Genomic DNA, 18600 nt, shown 5'->3' with positions numbered 1-18600 from the left:
ACAAGCTAAGTAGATGGAAATAGATACTGCAATCTGAAATATGTTCTTAAGCGATTTGCAAAAGAAAAACGCCCGAAGGAAAGTATCCAACGGGCGCAAACAAAATGAATAGGAGATCTAAGTTAACGATTAACGTTTCAGACCCAGGACTTCCTGTAACATTTGGTCTGTAGTAGTGATCGTCCTGGAGTTCGCTTGGAAACCTCTTTGAGTAACGATCATATCAGTAAACTGATCGGAAAGATCCACATTCGACATTTCTAATAGACCTGCGTTGATCTTCCCTCTACCTGCGATGCCAGCTTCTCCAATCAAAGGTTCCCCTGAGTTATTAGAGAATGCGAACATTGTATCCCCTGCCTTATCCAAACCAGCTGGGTTATTAAAAACTGCAGTTGCAATTCTTGCTAAAGGTTGTTTGATCCCGTTGGAATAAACTCCCGTAACAGTTCCTGAATTATCAATAGAGAAGGACTCTAGATATCCCATAGTATATCCGTCTTGTTTCACAGCTTTGGTGGTAAAGTCGGAAGAGAATTGAGTAATCCCGTCCACCATTCCAGCCTCACCTAAAGCAAGATCAAAACTTTGAACTTGCGGATTGCCAGGAAGTTTGAACGAAACTTTTGCATTTAATTTTCCTGTGTTCATCACGTCCGTTCCGTCAGAAACATAAACGATCTTTCCATCAGGAGTAAATCCGAACTCAAGTTCAGTGAGTCCAGGCATTTGAGTATTTTGTCCACCAGTTGCTGCAACATCTACTGAAAGCTGAGTAGAGTCAGTCAAGGAGGTTCTCGCTTTCCAAGTATTCTCGCGCACTTTATAGAATTCCATTTTGAATTCTCTCTCAGCACCCTGGTCATCGAAAACTTTAATAGTAGTTACATGTCCTCGTCTCGCCTTTGGATCCGGATCATTGATCATAGCAGTGATCTCTTCCGGAGTTGCGTCAGGCGGAACAGCTTGCACGGAAGAATTCAAGTTAGATCTGAAGTCAACCTTGGAAGTAGCTCTTGCTGGTTCTTTAGAATATACAGGGATTACGATGTCTTCGATAGAAGCGGATGAATTGATATACTTATTCCCTTTTTCATCTAAGCGGGAATTCCAACCTTGCACCTTTAAACCGTTTGCAGGGTTTACATAATAACCATTCTTATCTAAGTTAAATGCACCAGCTCTGGTATAGAATTGTTTGTCTCCATCTTTAACGATGAAAAAACCTTCTCCCGAGATTGCCACGTCAGTATTTTTACCCGTGGTTTGCAAAGCTCCTTGGGTCATGATCTTATCGATCGCAGCAATTAAAGCTCCAAGACCAACTTGTTGAGGGTTCACCCCTCCAATGTTTTCCTTAGGTTCAGAAGCTCCTCTCAACTCTTGGGAGATCATATCCTGGAAAGTAACACGTTCGGTTTTAAAACCGTGGGTGTTCACATTAGAAATATTGTTACCGATTACATCCATCCGAACTTGGTGGTTTTTTAAACCGGAAACTCCTGAATAAAGGGATCTCATCATGGCGCTTATACCTCGAAATTTTCTATTTAATTAATAATTGCTATCGTTCGGTTTTCCAGGAAAACTCCAGCCTGGAGCTCCGGAACTTGTTTCTTCAAAACTAGATTCATTCTGGCTTTGTGATGCTTCTGGAAATTGTTGAGCTTGCATTGATTGTGATGTAGGAGTTCCAACCGAACCCGAAGATCCATTTGAAGGAGTTCCTACAACACCAGGAGTCCCAGTCTTCGGAGCAGAAGCTCCTTGCTGTCCTTCTGCCTGATTGATAATTGCAGGATCAGTGATCAAAGTGATCGCATCGATTTCTACAGTTCTACCGTTCACTCTTACGAAAGACTTGCCTTCTCCGTCAAAGAACAATGCACCTGCAGTGCCCACTACGTTTTCTCCGGTAACAAAATCAGGACCGGAAACAATCTTACCTACAAGAGAGAAACTTTGACGATTGGTCATCTTTCCAATCCCTTGCGAAATATTATTCATTTGCTCTAAAGAAGAGAACTGTGCCATCTGAGCGATAAAGTCCTGGTCCTTAACAGGATTGGTTGGATCCTGAGAAGAAAGTTGAGTGATCAATAGTTTTAGAAAATCATCTTTTCCTAATGCTTTCGCGGTGGAACGAATTTCAATTCCTTGGAGACCACTCTTTTCTTCTTTCTCCAATTTATCAAAATGCTTCCTTAAATCGTAGCTTCTGTCTCCTTCGAGATAACGACTACGTGTAGCTTCGTTAGAAACTGCGTTTGCTTCAGGCATGATCCTCTCCTTAAACCAAGATGTTTAAGCGTTTATCAGTATTCTTTTCGGCGAATTCTGAATTTTCTATAGAGTCCATTTCTGAAACTTCTTCCAAATTGGAAGAATTCGAAAAACCAGAAGTTTCAAATCCCCAACCTTCCTGGTCAAATGATTGAGAAGAATTTTGTCCGTCCCAACTCATTCGTAATGAATCCTCTGACTCAACGATCAAAGATTGGAGATCCAATCCTTGCTCTTTAAAATCTTTGCGAAGTTGTTCCAGATCACCTGCGAATAATTTTCTCACCTGATCCGACTCTACTAAAATTTTACCTTGGACCTTATCATCTTCTACAGTAATACGTAAGGAAACTCTTCCTAACTCTCTCGGGTTTAACCTAAGAGTTGCTTCCGATCGTCCATTCTCGACTATATTCAATTTTGCTGATTGAACCAATCTCTGGAAATTTTCCTTCATCTGAGAACGATCCATAGTAGATCCCGGGTTCGTTTTAGAAGGTTTGGAATTTTGCCCTGAAACTTCTTGGTTTTTTTCTACAATACCAAGCCCTGCTTTTAAGAGTGTAAACGTCGTTTCATTTCCATTTCTTTGGGAGAAGTCCTGGTTCCCGGAACCTTTACCGGAAGTATCTGACTTGGAAGCTTCTTCGACCTGAGCCGCTTTTGCCGCTTGGTTTTTGGAAACCATAGAAAGAGTTTCTTGTTTTTTCTCTCTGGTGATCTTCCAGTTCTCGGATTCAGGTATAAAATTTTCTTTATGAGAATCTTTTAATACGGTTAGGATCTTCTCTTCGTTTGCTGGTTTGGAAAATTTTCGTGCTTCTTCCAAATTTTTCAAACCTTCGTCCAGGCTTTCTCTTTCTGGAGTTTTTTTGGTTTCTTTAAGATTGCGTTTTTCTTCGGTCTGATTAGATTTTAAAACGGAAACATTTCCCGACTCTTCTTTTTGTTCTGCCTTAGGTAATTCTTCTTTGGAATGTTTTTGGATCTTTTTGAATGATATAGATTCTTCTTGGTTTGCAGCGCTTGCGATCTCTTTCTCTTTTTTAGCCTCGAGTCCAGCTAAGAAAACACTCATCTGAGTAATAAAAGGAGAATCTAATTCTTCTGATTCAAACTCTGCATCGATCTCTTCTTCAAGGTCAGAATTGTTTTCTTTTAGCTCGACCTTCTGGGCTTTCTTCTCGGAAAGACGAACTAATTTCTCATTCTCGTCTTCTTCCGAATCAGTCTTTTCAACATCATCCTCTTCGGATCTAACAAATAATTCAGGCTCTTTGGACTCTTCCACTTCAGACGATTTTTCTTCCTTTATCTCAGACTTCTGCCCTTCTTCCAAAACCTTTTGAGAGCGAAGTTGGATGGACTTCATTAGGTCCATAAAACTCACTGATGGGGCGGAAGCTTTTTCAGAAACGTTAGATACCTTTGGTTCCGTCGGTGAATATCCTTCTTCTCTGCCTGGTCCTTCCGTTCTGATCTGCATAGCTTGCCCCTTGCAGTATAAGGATCGAAAGATCTACAGATTCCTTGATATAATTATAAGATTATCTTCTTCCTTTATTTGATTATGTCGTATTGAAACCGCCTCTTGCAGGAACTCCGACTCTCAATTATAACCTGCAAGCTCTTCCAAGATCCAAGCATGGGCATCTTGGACAGTTTTATGTAGGTCCTCCAACTTATGAAGGTCCATTTTCAGAGAGCCATTTTCAAAGTGCAGATGCACATGTCCGCAATTGGCACATAGATCCACTATAAAGTAGTTCCTCTCAGAAATCCGGATCGGGCGGCAGTATTCTTCCATTATTGTCCTCTTTACTCGAAGCTTCATTTTTTAGTCAAAAATTGTCAAATTGATTTTGAGACTCATTATTGACAAATAATATCAGTCTGACTGAAATTGATAAAAATGGGAAAAGATTGGGCGGCTCCACTCGCATCGCTGCCGCGGGTAATGGCAACAATCTTTAGTAAGTCCTGGCAGCAATATCCAATTTGTATAAAACAAACTTAGAGATCCTATTACAGATTCATGAAAATAAAAGATCTTCAGAAAAACTGCTTGGCTCCGGATCATGAGCGACTAACGTTAATATTGCATTTTCGAGAATTATGATTAAGAAAAAAAGAACTCTTCTCAAGGCCGCGACCTTTTTATTCATATCATTCTTTATGAATGATTGTAAATGCCCTATTCCTTGCGGAGGAAAGGTAACAAGTCAAGATGAAAGAGCATTGATATATTTACTCCTTGTCCAAACTCCACCATTCTCAGGATCCTGTGAATTACAAAATGATTGTATAGATTTTAAGAATGCAACTCAGGAAACCCTTCATATTAATATCTGTGATTCTCAAGGAGGTATTTACAAACGAAATATAAGCTGCGATTTATCCGGAAAATCTGCCGAATGCTCTTTGCTTAAGGAAACTTCTCTTTTTAGATTAAAATATTATTATGGAAGTTCATGGAACGCAACAGATGCAACCGAGCATTGCCAAACAGACTTAAAGGGATTGTATTCTAATTTATGAAAAATAGAACTTCTTTTAAAATCCTATTTCCAATCTTGCTATTACTGATATTTGCTTTGTATTTATCTGCTCCTTTTCCCAATGATTCTCCCGGATGTTGCAGCATAGAGCCTAACCCCATTATAGATTTTGCTTCCGATACAACAGCATGCGACAACCCCGAGTCATCTAGTTGCACCGAATTTTCTTCAGTAGAAATTACTTCTATAAAAAGACTTTGTGCTTTATATCTTCCTAACTCAAGCCAGATGGAAAGATGTCCCAAAACTAGAATTACGACCTGCTATGTAAGAGGGAGTAGTGTCAAAAAAATCTATTTAGCAACCGGCTCCACTCCTTGGGATCTCAGCTCTGCCGAAACAGACTGTTCTAACCTAGGAGGAAGTTTAGAATAATTTAATTCTTATTTAGGGCTATGGATCTCTTGTAGAGAACGAATGGTGAAACCTTTATCGATCATTTCCACCATACCTTTGATGAGAGCCTTAGCAGCACTTGCAGTAGTCAAACAAGGGATCTTATAACGGATCGCTGCTTGGCGGATGGCAAAACTATCATCTCTAGTCACTCTACTAAGAGGTGTATTCAGTATAAGATGGATCTTATTCTCTCTGATATAATCTAATGCAGTCGGGAACTGATTATCATACACTTTATTGATCTTAGAAGATAGTATTCCGTTTTCGGATAAGAACTTATGAGTTCCTTCAGTAGCAATCAGAATGAATCCTAAATCGGAAAGATCCTTGATATACTTCAGTAGGTCCTTTTTGTCCTTATCGTTTACAGAAACGAATACAGTTCCCTGAGAAGGAAGTTCTTCTCCCGCCATATATTGGGATTTTAAGAATGCTTCTCCAGCAGTGTCGGCGATTCCCATCACCTCTCCTGTGGATCTCATCTCAGGTCCAAGGATCGTATCCACTCCAGGGAATTTATTAAAAGGTAATACAGCTTCCTTCACATTTATAGTCGGGAACGCCATTTCTTTTGGAAGAGGAAGTTGTTTTAAAGTCTCTCCCATCATGATACGAGTGGCGTATTTTACGATAGGATGGCCAAGAGCTTTAGATACGAAAGGAACAGTTCTGGAAGCTCGAGGATTTACCTCGATCACATATACAACTTCTTCCTTAACTGCGTATTGGATATTAATAAGCCCTTTGACTTGAAGCTCCAATGCCAGAGCCTTAGTTGCACTTTTAATATCATCCAATACTTTTTTAGATAAGGATTGAGGAGGAAGAACACATGCAGAATCTCCAGAATGGATCCCTGCTTCTTCGATATGCTCCATGATCCCAGCGATGAATACGTCTTTGCCATCGCAAAGTGCATCTACATCCACTTCTACTGCATCTTCTAAGAAGGAATCTATAAGAAGCGGTCTGTCTTCTGAAATTTCTTCAGCCTTCTCCATATACTTATCCAACTCTTTTTCTTCGTTGATGATAAGCATTGCTCTTCCGCCGAGTACATAACTTGGGCGAACAAGCACAGGATAAGTGATATTATTTGCGATCTTTCTAGCTTCTTCCATAGAAGTAGCTATTCCGTTCTTAGGTGAGATCAATTTTAGTCTATCTAATACTTCTGCGAAACGTTTTCTATCTTCCGCTCTATCTATAGAATCCGGACTCGTTCCTAAAATTGGAACTCCCCTACTTTCCAGATCTTTTGCAAGTTTGAGCGGTGTTTGTCCACCGAATTGGATAATAACTCCATCCGGTTTTTCCTTCTTATAGATCTGAATTACATCCTCTAAGGTTAGAGGTTCGAAGTATAATCTGTCGGAAGTATCGTAATCTGTAGAAACAGTTTCCGGGTTGGAATTCACCATGATGGATTCCACTCCCAGATCCTGTAGAGCAAAGGAAGCGTGGCAGCAACAATAATCGAATTCGATCCCTTGTCCGATCCTATTAGGTCCGCCGCCCAAAATGATTACCGATTTTTTAGAAGTTACGTTTGTTTCATCTTCTTCATCATAAGAAGAATAAAAATAAGGAGTATAAGCCTCAAACTCGCCGGCACAGGTGTCGATCCGCTTATAAATAGGTTCTATTTTAGAAGATTCTAATGCTGCTTCCAGGCTCCTTTCTTCTTTTTTAAGAATGGAACCTATCTCCGCTTTTTTCTTATCAGGAGTTTGGGAAGAAGAGAGTATCTTTTCTATCTCTGCTTTTTTAGCAAGGAATGCTAATTGCCTATTAGAGAATCCTGCTTTTTTCAGTTTCCCTAAGACAGAATTTCCTTTTTGTACAAATTCTTTTTCTAAATTCTGCAGATCTTCGAATTGGTATAAAAACCAAGGATCTATTTTGCAAAGATTATGGATCTGCTCTACACTATAACCTTCTTCTAATGCTTTTTTAACATAGAAGATACGTTTGTCGTTAGGTCTGCGTAAAAGAGAGTCTATTCTTTCTTTTCTCTGAGCAGCAGATAGAGTATGGAACTCAACTAGTTCTGCAAAATTTCCATCTGAACCAAAACCGAATCGATCAATCTCCAAAGAGCGCATCGCCTTTTGGAAACTTTCTTTAAAAGTTCTTCCGATCGCCATGGCTTCTCCCACGGCTTTCATCTGGACTCCAAGTGTATCATCAGTTCCAGGGAACTTCTCGAAAGCAAACCTAGGAATCTTAGTCACCACATAGTCAATAGATGGCTCGAAAGAAGCAGGAGTAACTCTTGTAATATCGTTTTTGATCTCATCCAAAGAATATCCGATGGAGAGTAATGCAGCGATCTTTGCGATCGGGAATCCTGTAGCTTTAGAAGCAAGTGCGGAAGATCTAGAAACACGAGGGTTCATCTCGATCACGATTACATCGCCATCTTCAGGATTCACTGCAAATTGGATATTGGATCCACCTGTTTCCACTCCGATCTCTCGGATGATACTGATGGACATATCTCTTAAATTTTGGTATTCCTTATCGGAAAGAGTTTGCTGAGGAGCCACTGTGATTGAGTCACCAGTATGAACTCCCATTGGATCAATATTCTCAATTGAACAAATGATGACTACGTTATCCGCGAGGTCTCTCATAACCTCTAACTCGAATTCTTTCCAACCGAGAACGGATTGTTCTAATAATACTTGGCTAATTGGAGAAGCCTTAAGACCTCTACCAACCACTTCGTCGAAGGTTTCTTCGTCATAAGCAATCCCTCCTCCGGTTCCACCCAGAGTGAATGCAGGTCTTACGATCAGAGGAAGTCCTATCTGAGCCTTGATCTCTGCTGCTTCCTTTAGATTGTTTGCGAGCCCGGAACGAGGGACTTTTACCCCTATCTTCTCCATTGCTCTTTTGAAAAGTTCTCTATCTTCAGCTTTTTTGATCGCGTCTATTTTAGCGCCGATAAGCTCTACATTATATTTTTCTAATATTCCAGCGTTATGGCAGGCCAATGCAAGATTTAATGCGGTTTGACCTCCTACAGTAGGTAGGATGGCATCCGGCTTTTCTTTTTCCAAAATTTTTTGGACGACCGCAACAGTCAGAGGTTCCACATAAGTGGCATCCGCAAGATCTGGATCAGTCATGATAGTAGCAGGATTGGAATTGAGAAGAATAACTCGAATTCCTTTTTCTCGAAGGGCTTTGGCGGCCTGGGTGCCGGAATAGTCGAATTCACAGGCTTGGCCGATAACGATCGGCCCGGATCCCAGGATCAGAACGGAGCGGAGATCTTCCCTTTTGGGCATATTATTTCCAGCATTTTTATTCTAGCCTGTACTTCAAGTCTTTCCGAACAAGAAAGAAAAAACAGTTCGATCAAAGTTCTGATTTTGGCAAGAAATAGTCTCCCGCCTTCTTCCATTTCCCTGAACCTATCAGTAGGAGCTCCAACTGACGCTGTAAATCACCACAATAAGAAGCAGGAAGTGGTTTTGTATTCCATGGGTCGGAAATCCTATCATAACAGGTATACAAAACCCCGCTGGGGCTTGGCACATAGATCAGTTTTTTAGTCCGAGTTTGGAGCATTCTGTGTTTGGAAAAAAGAACAGTCTCTTTTGCATAAGGATCTGAGACAGTTACACTATTTCCGTCATCCGGATCGATTGTATGAAGTTCGAGAATATTCGGATAATGGATCCTATCCTTCTGGAAAAAATGATCTCCTCGGTCCGAAAACCAAATCCCGGTCTCAGAATACACAGATCGGTCCTCTGCCCAAGTGTCCGCTTTGGGAAGTTTGGTTAGATCTCGACCTCTGAGAGAAAATTCGGGGGTTCTAGGAATTCCAACAACGGACAAGATTGTAGGGAATACATCCACTGAACTTGTAATCCCCTTAAAATTACGGACTTCTCTTCTTGCAAAAGATTTAGGGAATTTGATAATAAGCGGAATTTTTGTTACGCCCTCCCCTCTCAAATGTTCTCCGTGACCATGGCTATGATCCTCTTCAAACAAGGACTCTCCATGATCCGAGGTGAGAATGATGAGTGTATCGTCGTATAACCTTCTTCTTTTTAACTCTTCCAAAATTTTCCCGACGGAAAAATCAAAAGCAGTTAATGAAGCAGAATAAATAGATCGGATCTGTTCCTGTTCTTTTTTATCAGGTTTCTCCGAATTACTCGGATCCACAAAACGAAAATATTTAGAAGGTCCGTAATAGTTCGGATCAGTATTTTTATAAAAAGGATAAGGAGGACTATAAGGGAAATGAGTTACAGAAGAAAAATACAGAGTAAAAAAAGGACGATCCTTTTTATCGAACACAGAGAATAGATCCGGGAGAATGCGGGAATCATCCCCAAGACTTGGAAGAGATCTGATAGAAGAAAGATACTCACCTCCTCCCAAAAAAGTCCCTGTCAAAACAGGCAGAAAAAATACCTGAGACTCAATTGTTCTTTGTTGGGTCAAAGTTTCGGCGCTAAAATTGGGAGCATCTACATTTTGAAATCCCCAATTCGCTCTTGGAAAAATATCTCCTGCAAAAGAAGAAACTACGTAAGTTCTATGTGTTTTTCCTAAAATACCCGGAAGTGTAGCAACAGAATTTCCCAACTTAGAACGATCTTCTTTATCTGGGAACATATCCTGGATACCATGTTCAAAAGAATATTTTCCGGTTAGAAAGTCCGCCCAAGAAGGAAATGTCCTAGGAATCGTAGAATGATGATCCAAAAACACAAGTGATTCAGAAGCAAGCTGATCTATATTCGGAGTTTTATCTTTCTCTCCTCTTACAAATCCCAACTGGTCTTGGCGAATACTATCGGCAGAAATGATAAGTATATTCGTATTGGAAGAATTCGTTACCGCTTCTTTAGATACATCCCTCTTTTCTTGAATTCCGGTAAAAAAAGAAAATCCAAAACCCAAAAGTGCAATTGTAACAAAGGCCAAATCTTTCTTAGAACGAGAAAACTGAATGTCAAAGGAATAAAATGCCGAGGCGACTAAAATTCCCCAAGCAGATCCCAAAAGATGAAAAGAATAAAATAATATTATAAAAACAGAATACCGAACTAACGATTCGTAAGATTTAGATTTCCAAAAAGAAAATCCCGTTCGAGCGACCTGGATAGCTAAAAATAAAAAAAGAGTAATTTTGAAGAAGAAGGGAGAAAAATGATCCGTAATAAAATATAGAAATCCGACCATCCAAGAATGTCTATAATAGAAAAATTCTCCATATACTTGTGGGTATTCAGAAACAGATCCACAAAACAAAAGAAACAAAACTAAAAATAGAATTAGATAAATCTTATATATTCTAATTTTCTTTTCTTTTTTCCATTCAGAAAAATCCGGACCTAAGAATATGATCGATATCCCAACAAAAAAAGCAAAGGAAGAAGCAAATACTCCACCCAAGTCTTTCAGCAATAAAGGAATAAGCCCATAAAAAAGAGAAATAAATTCGCTAATATCCACGCCCATAACGTGCAAAGACGTATTGGTGAGCAGACAAAGAAGGGTAAGAATAAACACAAAAACTCCGGAATGGATCCAAGGATTTCCGGAGTAATATTCTGATTTGATTAGGTTCTTAAGTTTAAGCCAGAACTCTGACATTCAAAGTATTCCTTCCAAAGGAACGAGGAGTAAATCCTTCCCAGTTCAAAGGAAGTGGAGACTGAACAATAATTGCCGCTACACCTGGCTCATTTTGGGCAATCTCTTCTACTACGTTTTTCAATTTTTCAGTCTTCTTATCCCAGAAAGAATAAGGAGGATCCATAAAATACACCTTTGTTTTTTCAGGAATATCGAATCCAGAATGGAATCTGAAAGCGTCTTTACGTAAAACTAAATGAGGTTTTCCTAATTTATCCAAAACACCTTTCAAGCTTTCGAATCTGTCCCAGGCAAGCTCCAAAAACACTGCTCTCGCAAAACCTCTACTCAAGGATTCGATCCCCATTTGGCCAGAACCCGCAAATAGATCCACAAACGCAGCATCTTCTAAATTCAAACGACCTTGAAGCTGCAAAGATTCAATGATATCAAATAATGATTTCTTAATGATCGCAGGAGTAAAATTACTTTTACCCTCAGGACTAACTGGAGAAGGGATCAATCTCCCTTTCAATTCCCCGGTTTGGATCCTTAAACCCTTTGATTTTTTTCCAGGTTTCATTTTTCCTCTTTTCTCTTTTCCAGACCTATTTCCAAAATCCGGATCCGTTTTCCCAATTTAGAATCGGAGGGAACCGATTTGAGCCTAGCTAAAACAGAACTTGCCGCCTCATATTCCTGAGAAGAATACAATATGCAGGCGTATGTGTAAACACCTTCGGAATATCGAACGGAGGACTCCCCTTTGGTTAGGAAAATTTTTCCCCAACGAGCGCCTGATTCGTACGACTCTAAAACCAATGCACGTTCTAAAAATAAAAAAACAGAATTATAAAAAATTGAAGGCTGTTCCTTAGATCTGGAATAAATACTTAAAAGAGTTTTATCTATTTCTTCCAAACTGGATTCAGAAGCTACATATAACAAAAGGATCTTATAATCCAATTCACCGGACCTAAGACCAGATCTGGAAACTTTTACTAATGTATCGTAGTTTCCTTTTTTATAATATTCATATACTTGATCAAAATCAACTGAATGAATAGAATTCGAAAATAAATATATTACAGTAAGTGTTAGGAAAGCGGCCCGAAATGATGCTTTGGGAAAAAAGCCGGACCGCAAAAAGATTAAAGTTCGATTACGTTTGAAGAGCCACACATGGAGCAGATATGATTTTCTGGGCCGTCAAAAGATCCGTCTGCATCATCTTCCCAACGATGATCACAATCCTCGCATACAAAAGTTACTGCGTCCTCGTCGAGGTAATCCTCGTCACCCTCTGTTTCGTAATCCTCGTCAAAATCATAATTATAAGGCATATTTACACGGAATCCAGGAGGGGTCGGAGAGTCAAGCTAGAGTAGCAATTCCAACCCCAAAAAATAAGTGAAAGGTCCAGGCTTTTTTTAGAATCTGACTTTATACATGCTCTACCAAGCCAACCACAGAAGTTACAGAAAAAAAGCGAATTACAAGCCGTTAGTGTTCTTTTTGATCCTGCTAGGTTTGGCGGGGATCGCATTTTTTTTCAGGCAAGATATTAAAAACCTATTTGCCGGAGACAGACGTCTACTTCTCGAAAAAGAAAGAAAACTACTCCAAGAAGGGATCGTAAAAGGTGAGCCCAAAGAGGGAGAGATCAAAGAGTTTAAGTCTACCGCAAAAGATTTTGTGACTTCTAACCCAAAAGAAGGGATCTCTTACCATTATGCGGCCCTTTCTGGATATTATGAATTCTTACTATTAGGTTTTAGATTCGATTCGGTCACTCTTTCTAAGATTGCATACACTGGTTTCCAAGAGTTCTTAGAACAAGATAGCTCTTATCTTCCTCTTGTAGAAGATTCTTACAGACAAGCACTTAGGGCGCAAGCAATCGATCCTGAATTCTTAGAATCGACTGACAATCGTTATCTGATTGCCTTTGGAGAATCCATCCGACAAAAACTAAGTCGATCCGCATTGAATAAACTTCTGATATCCATTGAGCCTGAAAAATTAAGCCCCGAATTGAAATCTGGTTATGCTTGGACCTGTTTGGTAGGAAGTTCTCTTTCCGGAAATACGGAATTTTTGAAAAAGATACTCTCCCAACAAGATATCTCAGGTTCATTACTTCTTTCTGCGAGGGAATCCGACTTTTTGATCGCATTGTCTGAATTTCGAGCAGGGCAGTATGTTTCTTCCTTAAATTATTTAAGAAGGGTCAAAAATATAAATGAGGACTTTTTAACCGGAAGTTCAAAAATTTTAGAAGCGCGGATCTTCTATTACCAAAATCTTTCGCCAAAAGCAATCGTACTATTAGAAGAATATTATCCAAATTCGGGAGATAGAAAAGAAGAAGTATTAAATCTCGCAAGAGAGATACTTTCCAAAAACCAAACTCTGAAAACAAAACTTCCGGTAGAGGATTAAGAAAATGAAATATTTTTTCTCTATTATACTTTTAATATTTGTGGGATGTGGAGTAAAACCTGTTCCACCTCCTGCGGGAAAATTCTGTGAGCCTATGCTCAAAAACACACAATGTGTATATCTAGATTTCAGAAATGGGAAGGCAGTATTAGAAGATAAAGAATATCCCATGAAATCCACAAGCACACTGAATTTTTCTTATAAAGTTGACGAAGTTTTTTACGAAGTAGAAGTCCTAAATGAAAATCGGGTCAAGATCACAGGCACAAACGGATTTCAAAAAACATTATTAAAATTAAAAGATAAAGACGAGAGAAAGAAAGAATACGCCAAACTTTGGAAAGCGATTAAAGATTTGTTTTGATTTAAAAAACTCATTCGATTCTTGAAACGAAATTTTAGATACTCTTATATAGAGATCACCTTTAGGTTTCCTTTTTTACCGTATTTAATGATTTCTTTATCCTTAGTAACAAGTTCTGCATTTAAAACTCTCGCAGTTGCCACAATGATTCTATCTGCCGGATCACCATGAAAGGAATCTGGTAAATTTATACTCTCTACAATTACCTCAGGAGTTAAACGATAAGGTTGAATTCCTGGAGCTTGATAGGCATCCTGCAGCCATCGATTCAAGGTCCCAGAGATCTGTATCCTTTTTTTGGCAACGAGCATCCCCACTTCCCAACCGGATATTTCCGAAATAAAAATACCTCTGTTTGGAATAAGCCTATATAATTTCCGAAGAAGGGGTTCTTTTTCCATTTTAGGATCCCCTTCCATAAGCCAAATCCAAGCATGAGTATCTAGAACGATCATCTATTTTGAATCTGCGTCCCAACGTAATCCTAAACTAGGAACAATATCCTCATTCTCTTGGATCCGTCCTTTTAGGTAACCGAATAAGCGAGCCGCAGTACTATCTTTGATAGTTACTAGTTTGGCCACAGGTTTCCCGTGTTTAGTGATGATCACTTCTTCCTGGGTTTCTTGGACTCTATCCATTAAACTCAGGCATTTGGTTTTGAATTCAGCAGCGGAGAGTTGCATACTGGCAAAATTATAATATGACCAGTCGCTGATGTCCAGTTTTTTTATCCGGAACATTGATTCCGCGAGAATTTTCAAAAATCTTCTTAGAAAAGCGATTTAACTTTCTCACTACTCGAATGAGCGATACGAACATTCTTCTGTGAAATAATTTCAGAAGAATCGACCGAATTATAAAAAATGCTCGCTGGAACAGGTTTTTTCTCCCCTATTGATTCCTACGCATATGAGTGATTCAGGTCGTACAACTCGCTTTTTCATTTTAGGAATTCTACTTTGTTTTTTATCCTTCTCCGCTTGTGCCCAAGCAAAAGGTAAAGAAAGACCTAAAGCAGAAAATGGAATATTAGATCTAAGCAATTGGGATTTTGAAAAAGACGGGACGGTAGAATTAAACGGAGACTGGAGATACTATTGGAAGGAACTCATTCCTCCTAAAAGTTTCGAAGACGATCTTGTCTCAGATCCGAGTGGATTTATTCCTGTTCCTGGTGTTTGGAACGGTCATCTTTTAAAAGGAGAGCCTTTACCTGCCATTGGATACATCACCTATCATCTAAGATTATATCTACCTGAACATACTCCCGATCTTGCGATTCGAATCGACGACGGACAAGGTTCTGCATATTCCTTATACTGGAATGGTAAGTTAGTCGCTTATAATGGACATCCAGGTCCTTCTCCTGAAGAAGAAAAGCCGGAGTATCTTGCCCAAACAAGTTCTGTTTCTCATTCCAAACAGGTGGATATAGTGATGCATATTTCGAATCACTACCACCGGAACGGCGGCTTTCAAATGCCGATCTTGCTTGGAGACTCTTCTCAAATTTTTGCAGCAAGAGACAGGAACAGAATGACGAGTGCATTTTTGGGTGGAGCGTTACTCATCATGGGCTTGTATCATATGGGTCTTTTTCTATTCCGTAAAAAGGAAATGGAGATTCTTTGGTTCTCCCTTACCTGTCTTGCGATCACTTCTAGAGTATTTTTCAGCGGAGATAGATTTATAGGAGAAGTTCTCAGGGATGCTCCTTGGAATATCATGGTCAGAATAGAATATCTCTCCTTCTATTTAGGCGTACCATTTATGGCAATGTTTATGAGAACTTTGTATCCTGCTCAGTTCAGAAAGACCTCCATGATTGTCATTTTTACCTTATCCATTCCTCCATGCCTTTCCATTATAGTGCTTCCTCCTGCCCTTTTCAGTTATACTCTCCCTTATTACCAAGCACTGATCGTATTCTCAGGAATTTATGGCATGATAATGTTGACGATCGCGATATTCAAAGGTTTACAAGGCGCAAAACTAATGTTACTCGGCTTAGGAATCTTCTTCGCAGCAGTATTGAACGATTTTATTTTTTATCAATTTCATATTGGACCAGGTTATCTAACTCCTGCAGGTCTTTTCCTATTGACGTTTGCAGATGCAGCTACATTGGGCAGAAGGATCGCAACGGCGTTCAATACCAGCGAAGAATTATCAGTCAATTTGGAGAAGAAGGTAGTAGAAAGAACTAAAGAACTCGCTGAAGAAAGAGACCGCACAGATTTACTATTATTGAATATTCTTCCTAAACCAGTAGCAGAAGAATTAAAATCCAAAGGATCCGTAACTCCTGTATATTACGAATCTGCCAGTATACTATTCACAGATTTTGTAGGATTTACTAAAATTGCAGCAGAGATGTTACCAAAAGATCTGGTAGAAGATCTACATAATTGTTTTTCCGAATTCGATTCTATCGTTTCCCGTTTAGGTTTAGAAAAATTGAAAACAATCGGTGACTCCTATATGTGTGCAGGAGGAATTCCAAATACAAACTTCACTCATGCAGTGGATAATTGTTTAGCTGGATTAGAATTTCTCAGATTTATGCAAAGGATGGCAGTGTCCAAATCAGAAATGGGGCTTCCTTTCTGGGAATTAAGAGTGGGTGTTCATACAGGACCAGTTACCTCAGGAGTGATCGGCTCCAATAAATTCGCGTATGATGTTTGGGGAGATGCGGTCAATCTTGCGAGCAGAATGGAATCCTCGGGTAAACCAGGACATTTAAATATTTCAGGCTCCACTTACGAACTAGTAAAGGATTTTTTTGTATGTGAGCATAGAGGAAAGGTCCAAGCAAAAGGAAAGGGAGAAGTGGACATGTATTTTGTAAATTCTATTCGCATGGAACTTTCAGTGGACGCAAAAGGAATTTCTCCGAACGACAAATTTGAATCTTTAAGAAACGAATTAAACCTGAAATTAAGTGCGGTTTGATTTTAGAAGTTTCAGGCAAACGAAATGTGGGAGTTATTATCTTCTATAAATACGCGGGAAGATAAAAGTAATACCGTAAATCATCCCTTGCGCTTTTACATCTTCAGGGACTTTTCCGAAGTTTTGTCCTCTAAGAGCATCTACACAAGATTGATCCACAAGAGATTGTCCTTGGGAAGAGATTAATTTTGTATCGATGACCTGGCCTGCATCGTTCAGCAAGAATTGCACTTTTGCTTCTCCGGGTTCTATCGCTTCTCGGATCACAGTTCCAGCTCCGTCGCGATATCCGAAGTTTCCCCCACCCGGAGGAGAAAAACTTTGTTCAATTTGGCGGAGCATTCTTTTGAAATATTCATAACCTACTAACTTTTTAGTAGGAACACTCATAGAAGAACTTCCATCCCAACGAAATAACATATCTTGTTGGAAACGATAATTGAATGGAATTTTTGTCATTCTTCCGGTAGCGGGAGTCTGCTCCGGAGTTTGTTCATTCGGATTTGTAAATTCTACGGGATCTTGTTTTAGAATAGCTACTTCGTATACTTTTTCTTCTTCCGTTTTCTTTTGGGAATTTTGAGGACTTGCCTTGGATGGATTTCTAAAAATATTCCCCATCACAAATTCACGGAAAGGAGAAAGTGTATGAAATCCTTTCTCCTTGGTAATCCCCCCGGAACCTGCGGACTCTACGTTAGATAGCGCTTTGTATTCGTCCTTAATCCTTTTGTCTACGAATTCCTGTTCCAATAGTACTTCGTATATTTTTTCTCGTTCCGCTCTTTCTTTTACCTGAACGATTGGGTCTTCTCCCAAGATCTTAAATAGAATATTACGTGTGAATAAGTGAGCTACTAAAAAAGAAGCGAATGCAAATACGAAAAACGCAGCGAATAGAAGTCGACGATCGTCTTCTCCTAAATCTCCTCTATTATCTATTTCACTTTTAAAAAAGGCCGGGAGCCGCATCTTCTTCTATTCTTTTGCCAAAAGCCGGAGGGACTTTGTCCATCAGCTTATAAGCCTTCTCCGTGGCTACTCTACCGGAGGAGGTTCTATTGATCAAGCCAACTCTTACCATATAGGATTCGTAATGGTCTTCTAAAGTCCTTTCTTCTTCTCCGATTACTGCGGCGATCGGCTTTAGGCCCACAGGACCACCCTTGTAGCGATCAATCATACATTCCAAAATCTGGCGGTCCATTCTATCCAGGCCCAATTCGTCTATTCCTAGACGGGAAAATGCCTCTTCGCAGGCGGGAATACGGATCGTTTTTTCCCCTTTTACCTCAGCAAAATCCCTTACTCTTTTGAGAAGATGGTTCGCAATCCTCGGGGTTTTTCTGGACCTTCTTCCTATCTCGAAGGCAGCGTTCTCTTCTATTTCGTAACCCAGGATCTTGGAGGATCTTAGGACGATATCTTTCATTTCAGCATCGTCATAATATTCCAAACGGAAATGGATCCCGAATCTGCTCTTAAGTGGATCGGAAATGAGTCCGCTACGAGTTGTGGCCCCGATCAAAGTGAATGGTTTTAATTTGATCTGAATTGTTTGAGCGGTGATGCCTTCTCCCACAAGAAGATCGATCATGAAATTTTCCATCGCAGGATATAGGATCTCTTCTACCTTGCGGCCTAGGGAATGTATTTCATCTATAAATAATATATCTCTCTCTTCTAGATCTGTGAGTAATTTCGCGAGGTCTGCCCCTCTTGTCAAAACGGGAGCAGAAGTTACTACGATCCGAGTACCAAGCTCTTGAGAAATAATGCCTGCGAGTGTAGTCTTGCCAAGACCAGGAGGCCCGGATAAGAGTACATGATCCAGGGCCTGGCCTCTTTTTTTGGCGGCTCCTACGAAGACGCCTAGATTGGACAGGATCTCTTTTTGTCCTATAAACTCGGAGAATAAGGAGGGACGAAGAGATATCTCATCGTCGAATTTATCCTCCGGATTTAAGGTATGTCCCGCCAAAAGAT

At 39.7% G+C, this 18600-nt stretch carries 18 protein-coding genes; 5 read left to right on the top strand and 13 right to left on the bottom strand.

Annotated elements, in window-relative coordinates:
- Window positions 1-129: 129 nt before the first annotated feature.
- The 4 genes from flgE to B1C82_RS03245 all read right to left on the bottom strand — a co-directional run bounded on the left by flgE (window position 130) and on the right by B1C82_RS03245 (window position 4090).
- Window positions 130-1524: a flagellar hook protein FlgE gene (gene flgE / locus B1C82_RS03260; protein WP_086446182.1), complete on the bottom strand. Its 1395-nt coding sequence runs from the start codon at window positions 1522-1524 to the stop codon at window positions 130-132.
- Between the two features lie 30 nt (window positions 1525-1554).
- The gene (locus B1C82_RS03255) at window positions 1555-2280 is read right to left on the bottom strand and encodes a flagellar hook capping FlgD N-terminal domain-containing protein (RefSeq protein WP_086446181.1); all 726 of its coding nucleotides are present in this window, start codon (window positions 2278-2280) and stop codon (window positions 1555-1557) included.
- A 10-nt stretch (window positions 2281-2290) separates the two neighbouring features.
- Window positions 2291-3769 (bottom strand): flagellar hook-length control protein FliK, encoded by a 1479-nt coding sequence (locus tag B1C82_RS03250; protein WP_086446180.1) that lies wholly within the window; start codon window positions 3767-3769, stop codon window positions 2291-2293.
- A gap of 123 nt (window positions 3770-3892) precedes the next feature.
- Entirely contained in the window at window positions 3893-4090 is a 198-nt protein-coding gene (locus tag B1C82_RS03245; RefSeq protein ID WP_086446179.1) for a hypothetical protein, read from the bottom strand.
- A gap of 308 nt (window positions 4091-4398) precedes the next feature.
- Here B1C82_RS03245 and B1C82_RS03240 point away from each other — a divergent pair, with 308 nt between their 5' ends.
- Both B1C82_RS03240 and B1C82_RS03235 read left to right on the top strand, forming a co-directional pair.
- A complete protein-coding gene (locus B1C82_RS03240; protein ID WP_086446178.1) occupies window positions 4399-4821 on the top strand; it encodes a hypothetical protein in 423 nt (140 codons plus the stop codon).
- Window positions 4818-5216, top strand: coding sequence for a hypothetical protein (locus B1C82_RS03235; protein WP_086446177.1), 399 nt, complete (start codon window positions 4818-4820; stop codon window positions 5214-5216). Before B1C82_RS03240 ends, B1C82_RS03235 begins: the two co-directional genes overlap by 4 nt.
- Window positions 5217-5224: 8 nt before the next feature.
- Here B1C82_RS03235 and carB read toward each other — a convergent pair whose 3' ends face one another.
- From carB to B1C82_RS03210, 5 genes are all read right to left on the bottom strand, one after another.
- Window positions 5225-8536 carry a carbamoyl-phosphate synthase large subunit gene (gene carB, locus B1C82_RS03230; RefSeq protein WP_086446176.1) on the bottom strand — a complete coding sequence of 1104 codons (3312 nt, stop codon included), beginning with the start codon at window positions 8534-8536 and terminating at the stop codon, window positions 5225-5227.
- Between the two features lie 70 nt (window positions 8537-8606).
- The gene (locus B1C82_RS03225; protein ID WP_086446175.1) at window positions 8607-10868 is read right to left on the bottom strand and encodes a sulfatase family protein; all 2262 of its coding nucleotides are present in this window, start codon (window positions 10866-10868) and stop codon (window positions 8607-8609) included.
- Window positions 10849-11433: an RsmD family RNA methyltransferase gene (locus B1C82_RS03220; RefSeq protein ID WP_086446174.1), complete on the bottom strand. Its 585-nt coding sequence runs from the start codon at window positions 11431-11433 to the stop codon at window positions 10849-10851. Before B1C82_RS03220 ends, B1C82_RS03225 begins: the two co-directional genes overlap by 20 nt.
- Complete coding sequence (locus tag B1C82_RS03215; protein WP_167373744.1) at window positions 11430-12032, bottom strand: hypothetical protein; 603 nt, start codon at window positions 12030-12032, stop codon at window positions 11430-11432. Before B1C82_RS03215 ends, B1C82_RS03220 begins: the two co-directional genes overlap by 4 nt.
- Window positions 12002-12193: a hypothetical protein gene (locus B1C82_RS03210; RefSeq protein WP_086446172.1), complete on the bottom strand. Its 192-nt coding sequence runs from the start codon at window positions 12191-12193 to the stop codon at window positions 12002-12004. Before B1C82_RS03210 ends, B1C82_RS03215 begins: the two co-directional genes overlap by 31 nt.
- A 106-nt stretch (window positions 12194-12299) precedes the next feature.
- Here B1C82_RS03210 and B1C82_RS03205 point away from each other — a divergent pair, with 106 nt between their 5' ends.
- The gene (locus tag B1C82_RS03205) at window positions 12300-13292 is read left to right on the top strand and encodes a hypothetical protein (RefSeq protein WP_086446171.1); all 993 of its coding nucleotides are present in this window, start codon (window positions 12300-12302) and stop codon (window positions 13290-13292) included.
- A gap of 4 nt (window positions 13293-13296) precedes the next feature.
- A complete protein-coding gene (locus tag B1C82_RS03200; RefSeq protein ID WP_086446170.1) occupies window positions 13297-13656 on the top strand; it encodes an LIC12806 family lipoprotein in 360 nt (119 codons plus the stop codon).
- 44 nt (window positions 13657-13700) lie between these two features.
- Here B1C82_RS03200 and B1C82_RS03195 read toward each other — a convergent pair whose 3' ends face one another.
- Together B1C82_RS03195 and B1C82_RS03190 are read right to left on the bottom strand one after the other, a co-directional pair.
- The gene (locus B1C82_RS03195; protein WP_086446169.1) at window positions 13701-14111 is read right to left on the bottom strand and encodes a type II toxin-antitoxin system VapC family toxin; all 411 of its coding nucleotides are present in this window, start codon (window positions 14109-14111) and stop codon (window positions 13701-13703) included.
- Window positions 14112-14399 (bottom strand): type II toxin-antitoxin system Phd/YefM family antitoxin, encoded by a 288-nt coding sequence (locus B1C82_RS03190; RefSeq protein WP_234008459.1) that lies wholly within the window; start codon window positions 14397-14399, stop codon window positions 14112-14114.
- A gap of 154 nt (window positions 14400-14553) precedes the next feature.
- On the opposite strand from B1C82_RS03190, the gene B1C82_RS03185 reads away from it, so the two are divergent.
- Entirely contained in the window at window positions 14554-16614 is a 2061-nt protein-coding gene (locus B1C82_RS03185) for an adenylate/guanylate cyclase domain-containing protein (protein WP_234008458.1), read from the top strand.
- A gap of 36 nt (window positions 16615-16650) precedes the next feature.
- Here B1C82_RS03185 and B1C82_RS03180 read toward each other — a convergent pair whose 3' ends face one another.
- Window positions 16651-17586: an energy transducer TonB gene (locus tag B1C82_RS03180; protein ID WP_086446167.1), complete on the bottom strand. Its 936-nt coding sequence runs from the start codon at window positions 17584-17586 to the stop codon at window positions 16651-16653.
- Window positions 17564-18595: a Holliday junction branch migration DNA helicase RuvB gene (ruvB, locus tag B1C82_RS03175; RefSeq protein ID WP_086446166.1), complete on the bottom strand. Its 1032-nt coding sequence runs from the start codon at window positions 18593-18595 to the stop codon at window positions 17564-17566. The genes B1C82_RS03180 and ruvB overlap by 23 nt, the downstream gene beginning before the upstream one ends.
- Between the last annotated feature and the right edge of the window lie 5 nt (window positions 18596-18600).

Source organism: Leptospira venezuelensis, from assembly GCF_002150035.1.
Taxonomy (GTDB): Bacteria; Spirochaetota; Leptospiria; order Leptospirales; family Leptospiraceae; genus Leptospira_B; species Leptospira_B venezuelensis.
Note: the sequence above shows the minus strand (reverse complement) of the source record. Positions and strands in the feature narration are given on the sequence as shown.

Bases quoted from the DNA above. Each gene is read 5' to 3' on its own strand.
- flgE (WP_086446182.1), bottom strand. From the start codon at position 1,524: ATGATGAGATCCCTTTATTCAGGAGTTTCCGGTTTAAAAAACCACCAA.
- B1C82_RS03255 (WP_086446181.1), bottom strand. From the start codon at position 2,280: ATGCCTGAAGCAAACGCAGTTTCTAACGAAGCTACACGTAGTCGTTAT.
- B1C82_RS03250 (WP_086446180.1), bottom strand. From the start codon at position 3,769: ATGCAGATCAGAACGGAAGGACCAGGCAGAGAAGAAGGATATTCACCG.
- B1C82_RS03245 (WP_086446179.1), bottom strand. From the start codon at position 4,090: ATGGAAGAATACTGCCGCCCGATCCGGATTTCTGAGAGGAACTACTTT.
- B1C82_RS03240 (WP_086446178.1), top strand. From the start codon at position 4,399: ATGATTAAGAAAAAAAGAACTCTTCTCAAGGCCGCGACCTTTTTATTC.
- B1C82_RS03235 (WP_086446177.1), top strand. From the start codon at position 4,818: ATGAAAAATAGAACTTCTTTTAAAATCCTATTTCCAATCTTGCTATTA.
- carB (WP_086446176.1), bottom strand. From the start codon at position 8,536: ATGCCCAAAAGGGAAGATCTCCGCTCCGTTCTGATCCTGGGATCCGGG.
- B1C82_RS03225 (WP_086446175.1), bottom strand. From the start codon at position 10,868: ATGTCAGAGTTCTGGCTTAAACTTAAGAACCTAATCAAATCAGAATAT.
- B1C82_RS03220 (WP_086446174.1), bottom strand. From the start codon at position 11,433: ATGAAACCTGGAAAAAAATCAAAGGGTTTAAGGATCCAAACCGGGGAA.
- B1C82_RS03210 (WP_086446172.1), bottom strand. From the start codon at position 12,193: ATGCCTTATAATTATGATTTTGACGAGGATTACGAAACAGAGGGTGAC.
- B1C82_RS03205 (WP_086446171.1), top strand. From the start codon at position 12,300: ATGCTCTACCAAGCCAACCACAGAAGTTACAGAAAAAAAGCGAATTAC.
- B1C82_RS03200 (WP_086446170.1), top strand. From the start codon at position 13,297: ATGAAATATTTTTTCTCTATTATACTTTTAATATTTGTGGGATGTGGA.
- B1C82_RS03195 (WP_086446169.1), bottom strand. From the start codon at position 14,111: ATGATCGTTCTAGATACTCATGCTTGGATTTGGCTTATGGAAGGGGAT.
- B1C82_RS03190 (WP_234008459.1), bottom strand. From the start codon at position 14,399: ATGTTCCGGATAAAAAAACTGGACATCAGCGACTGGTCATATTATAAT.
- B1C82_RS03180 (WP_086446167.1), bottom strand. From the start codon at position 17,586: ATGCGGCTCCCGGCCTTTTTTAAAAGTGAAATAGATAATAGAGGAGAT.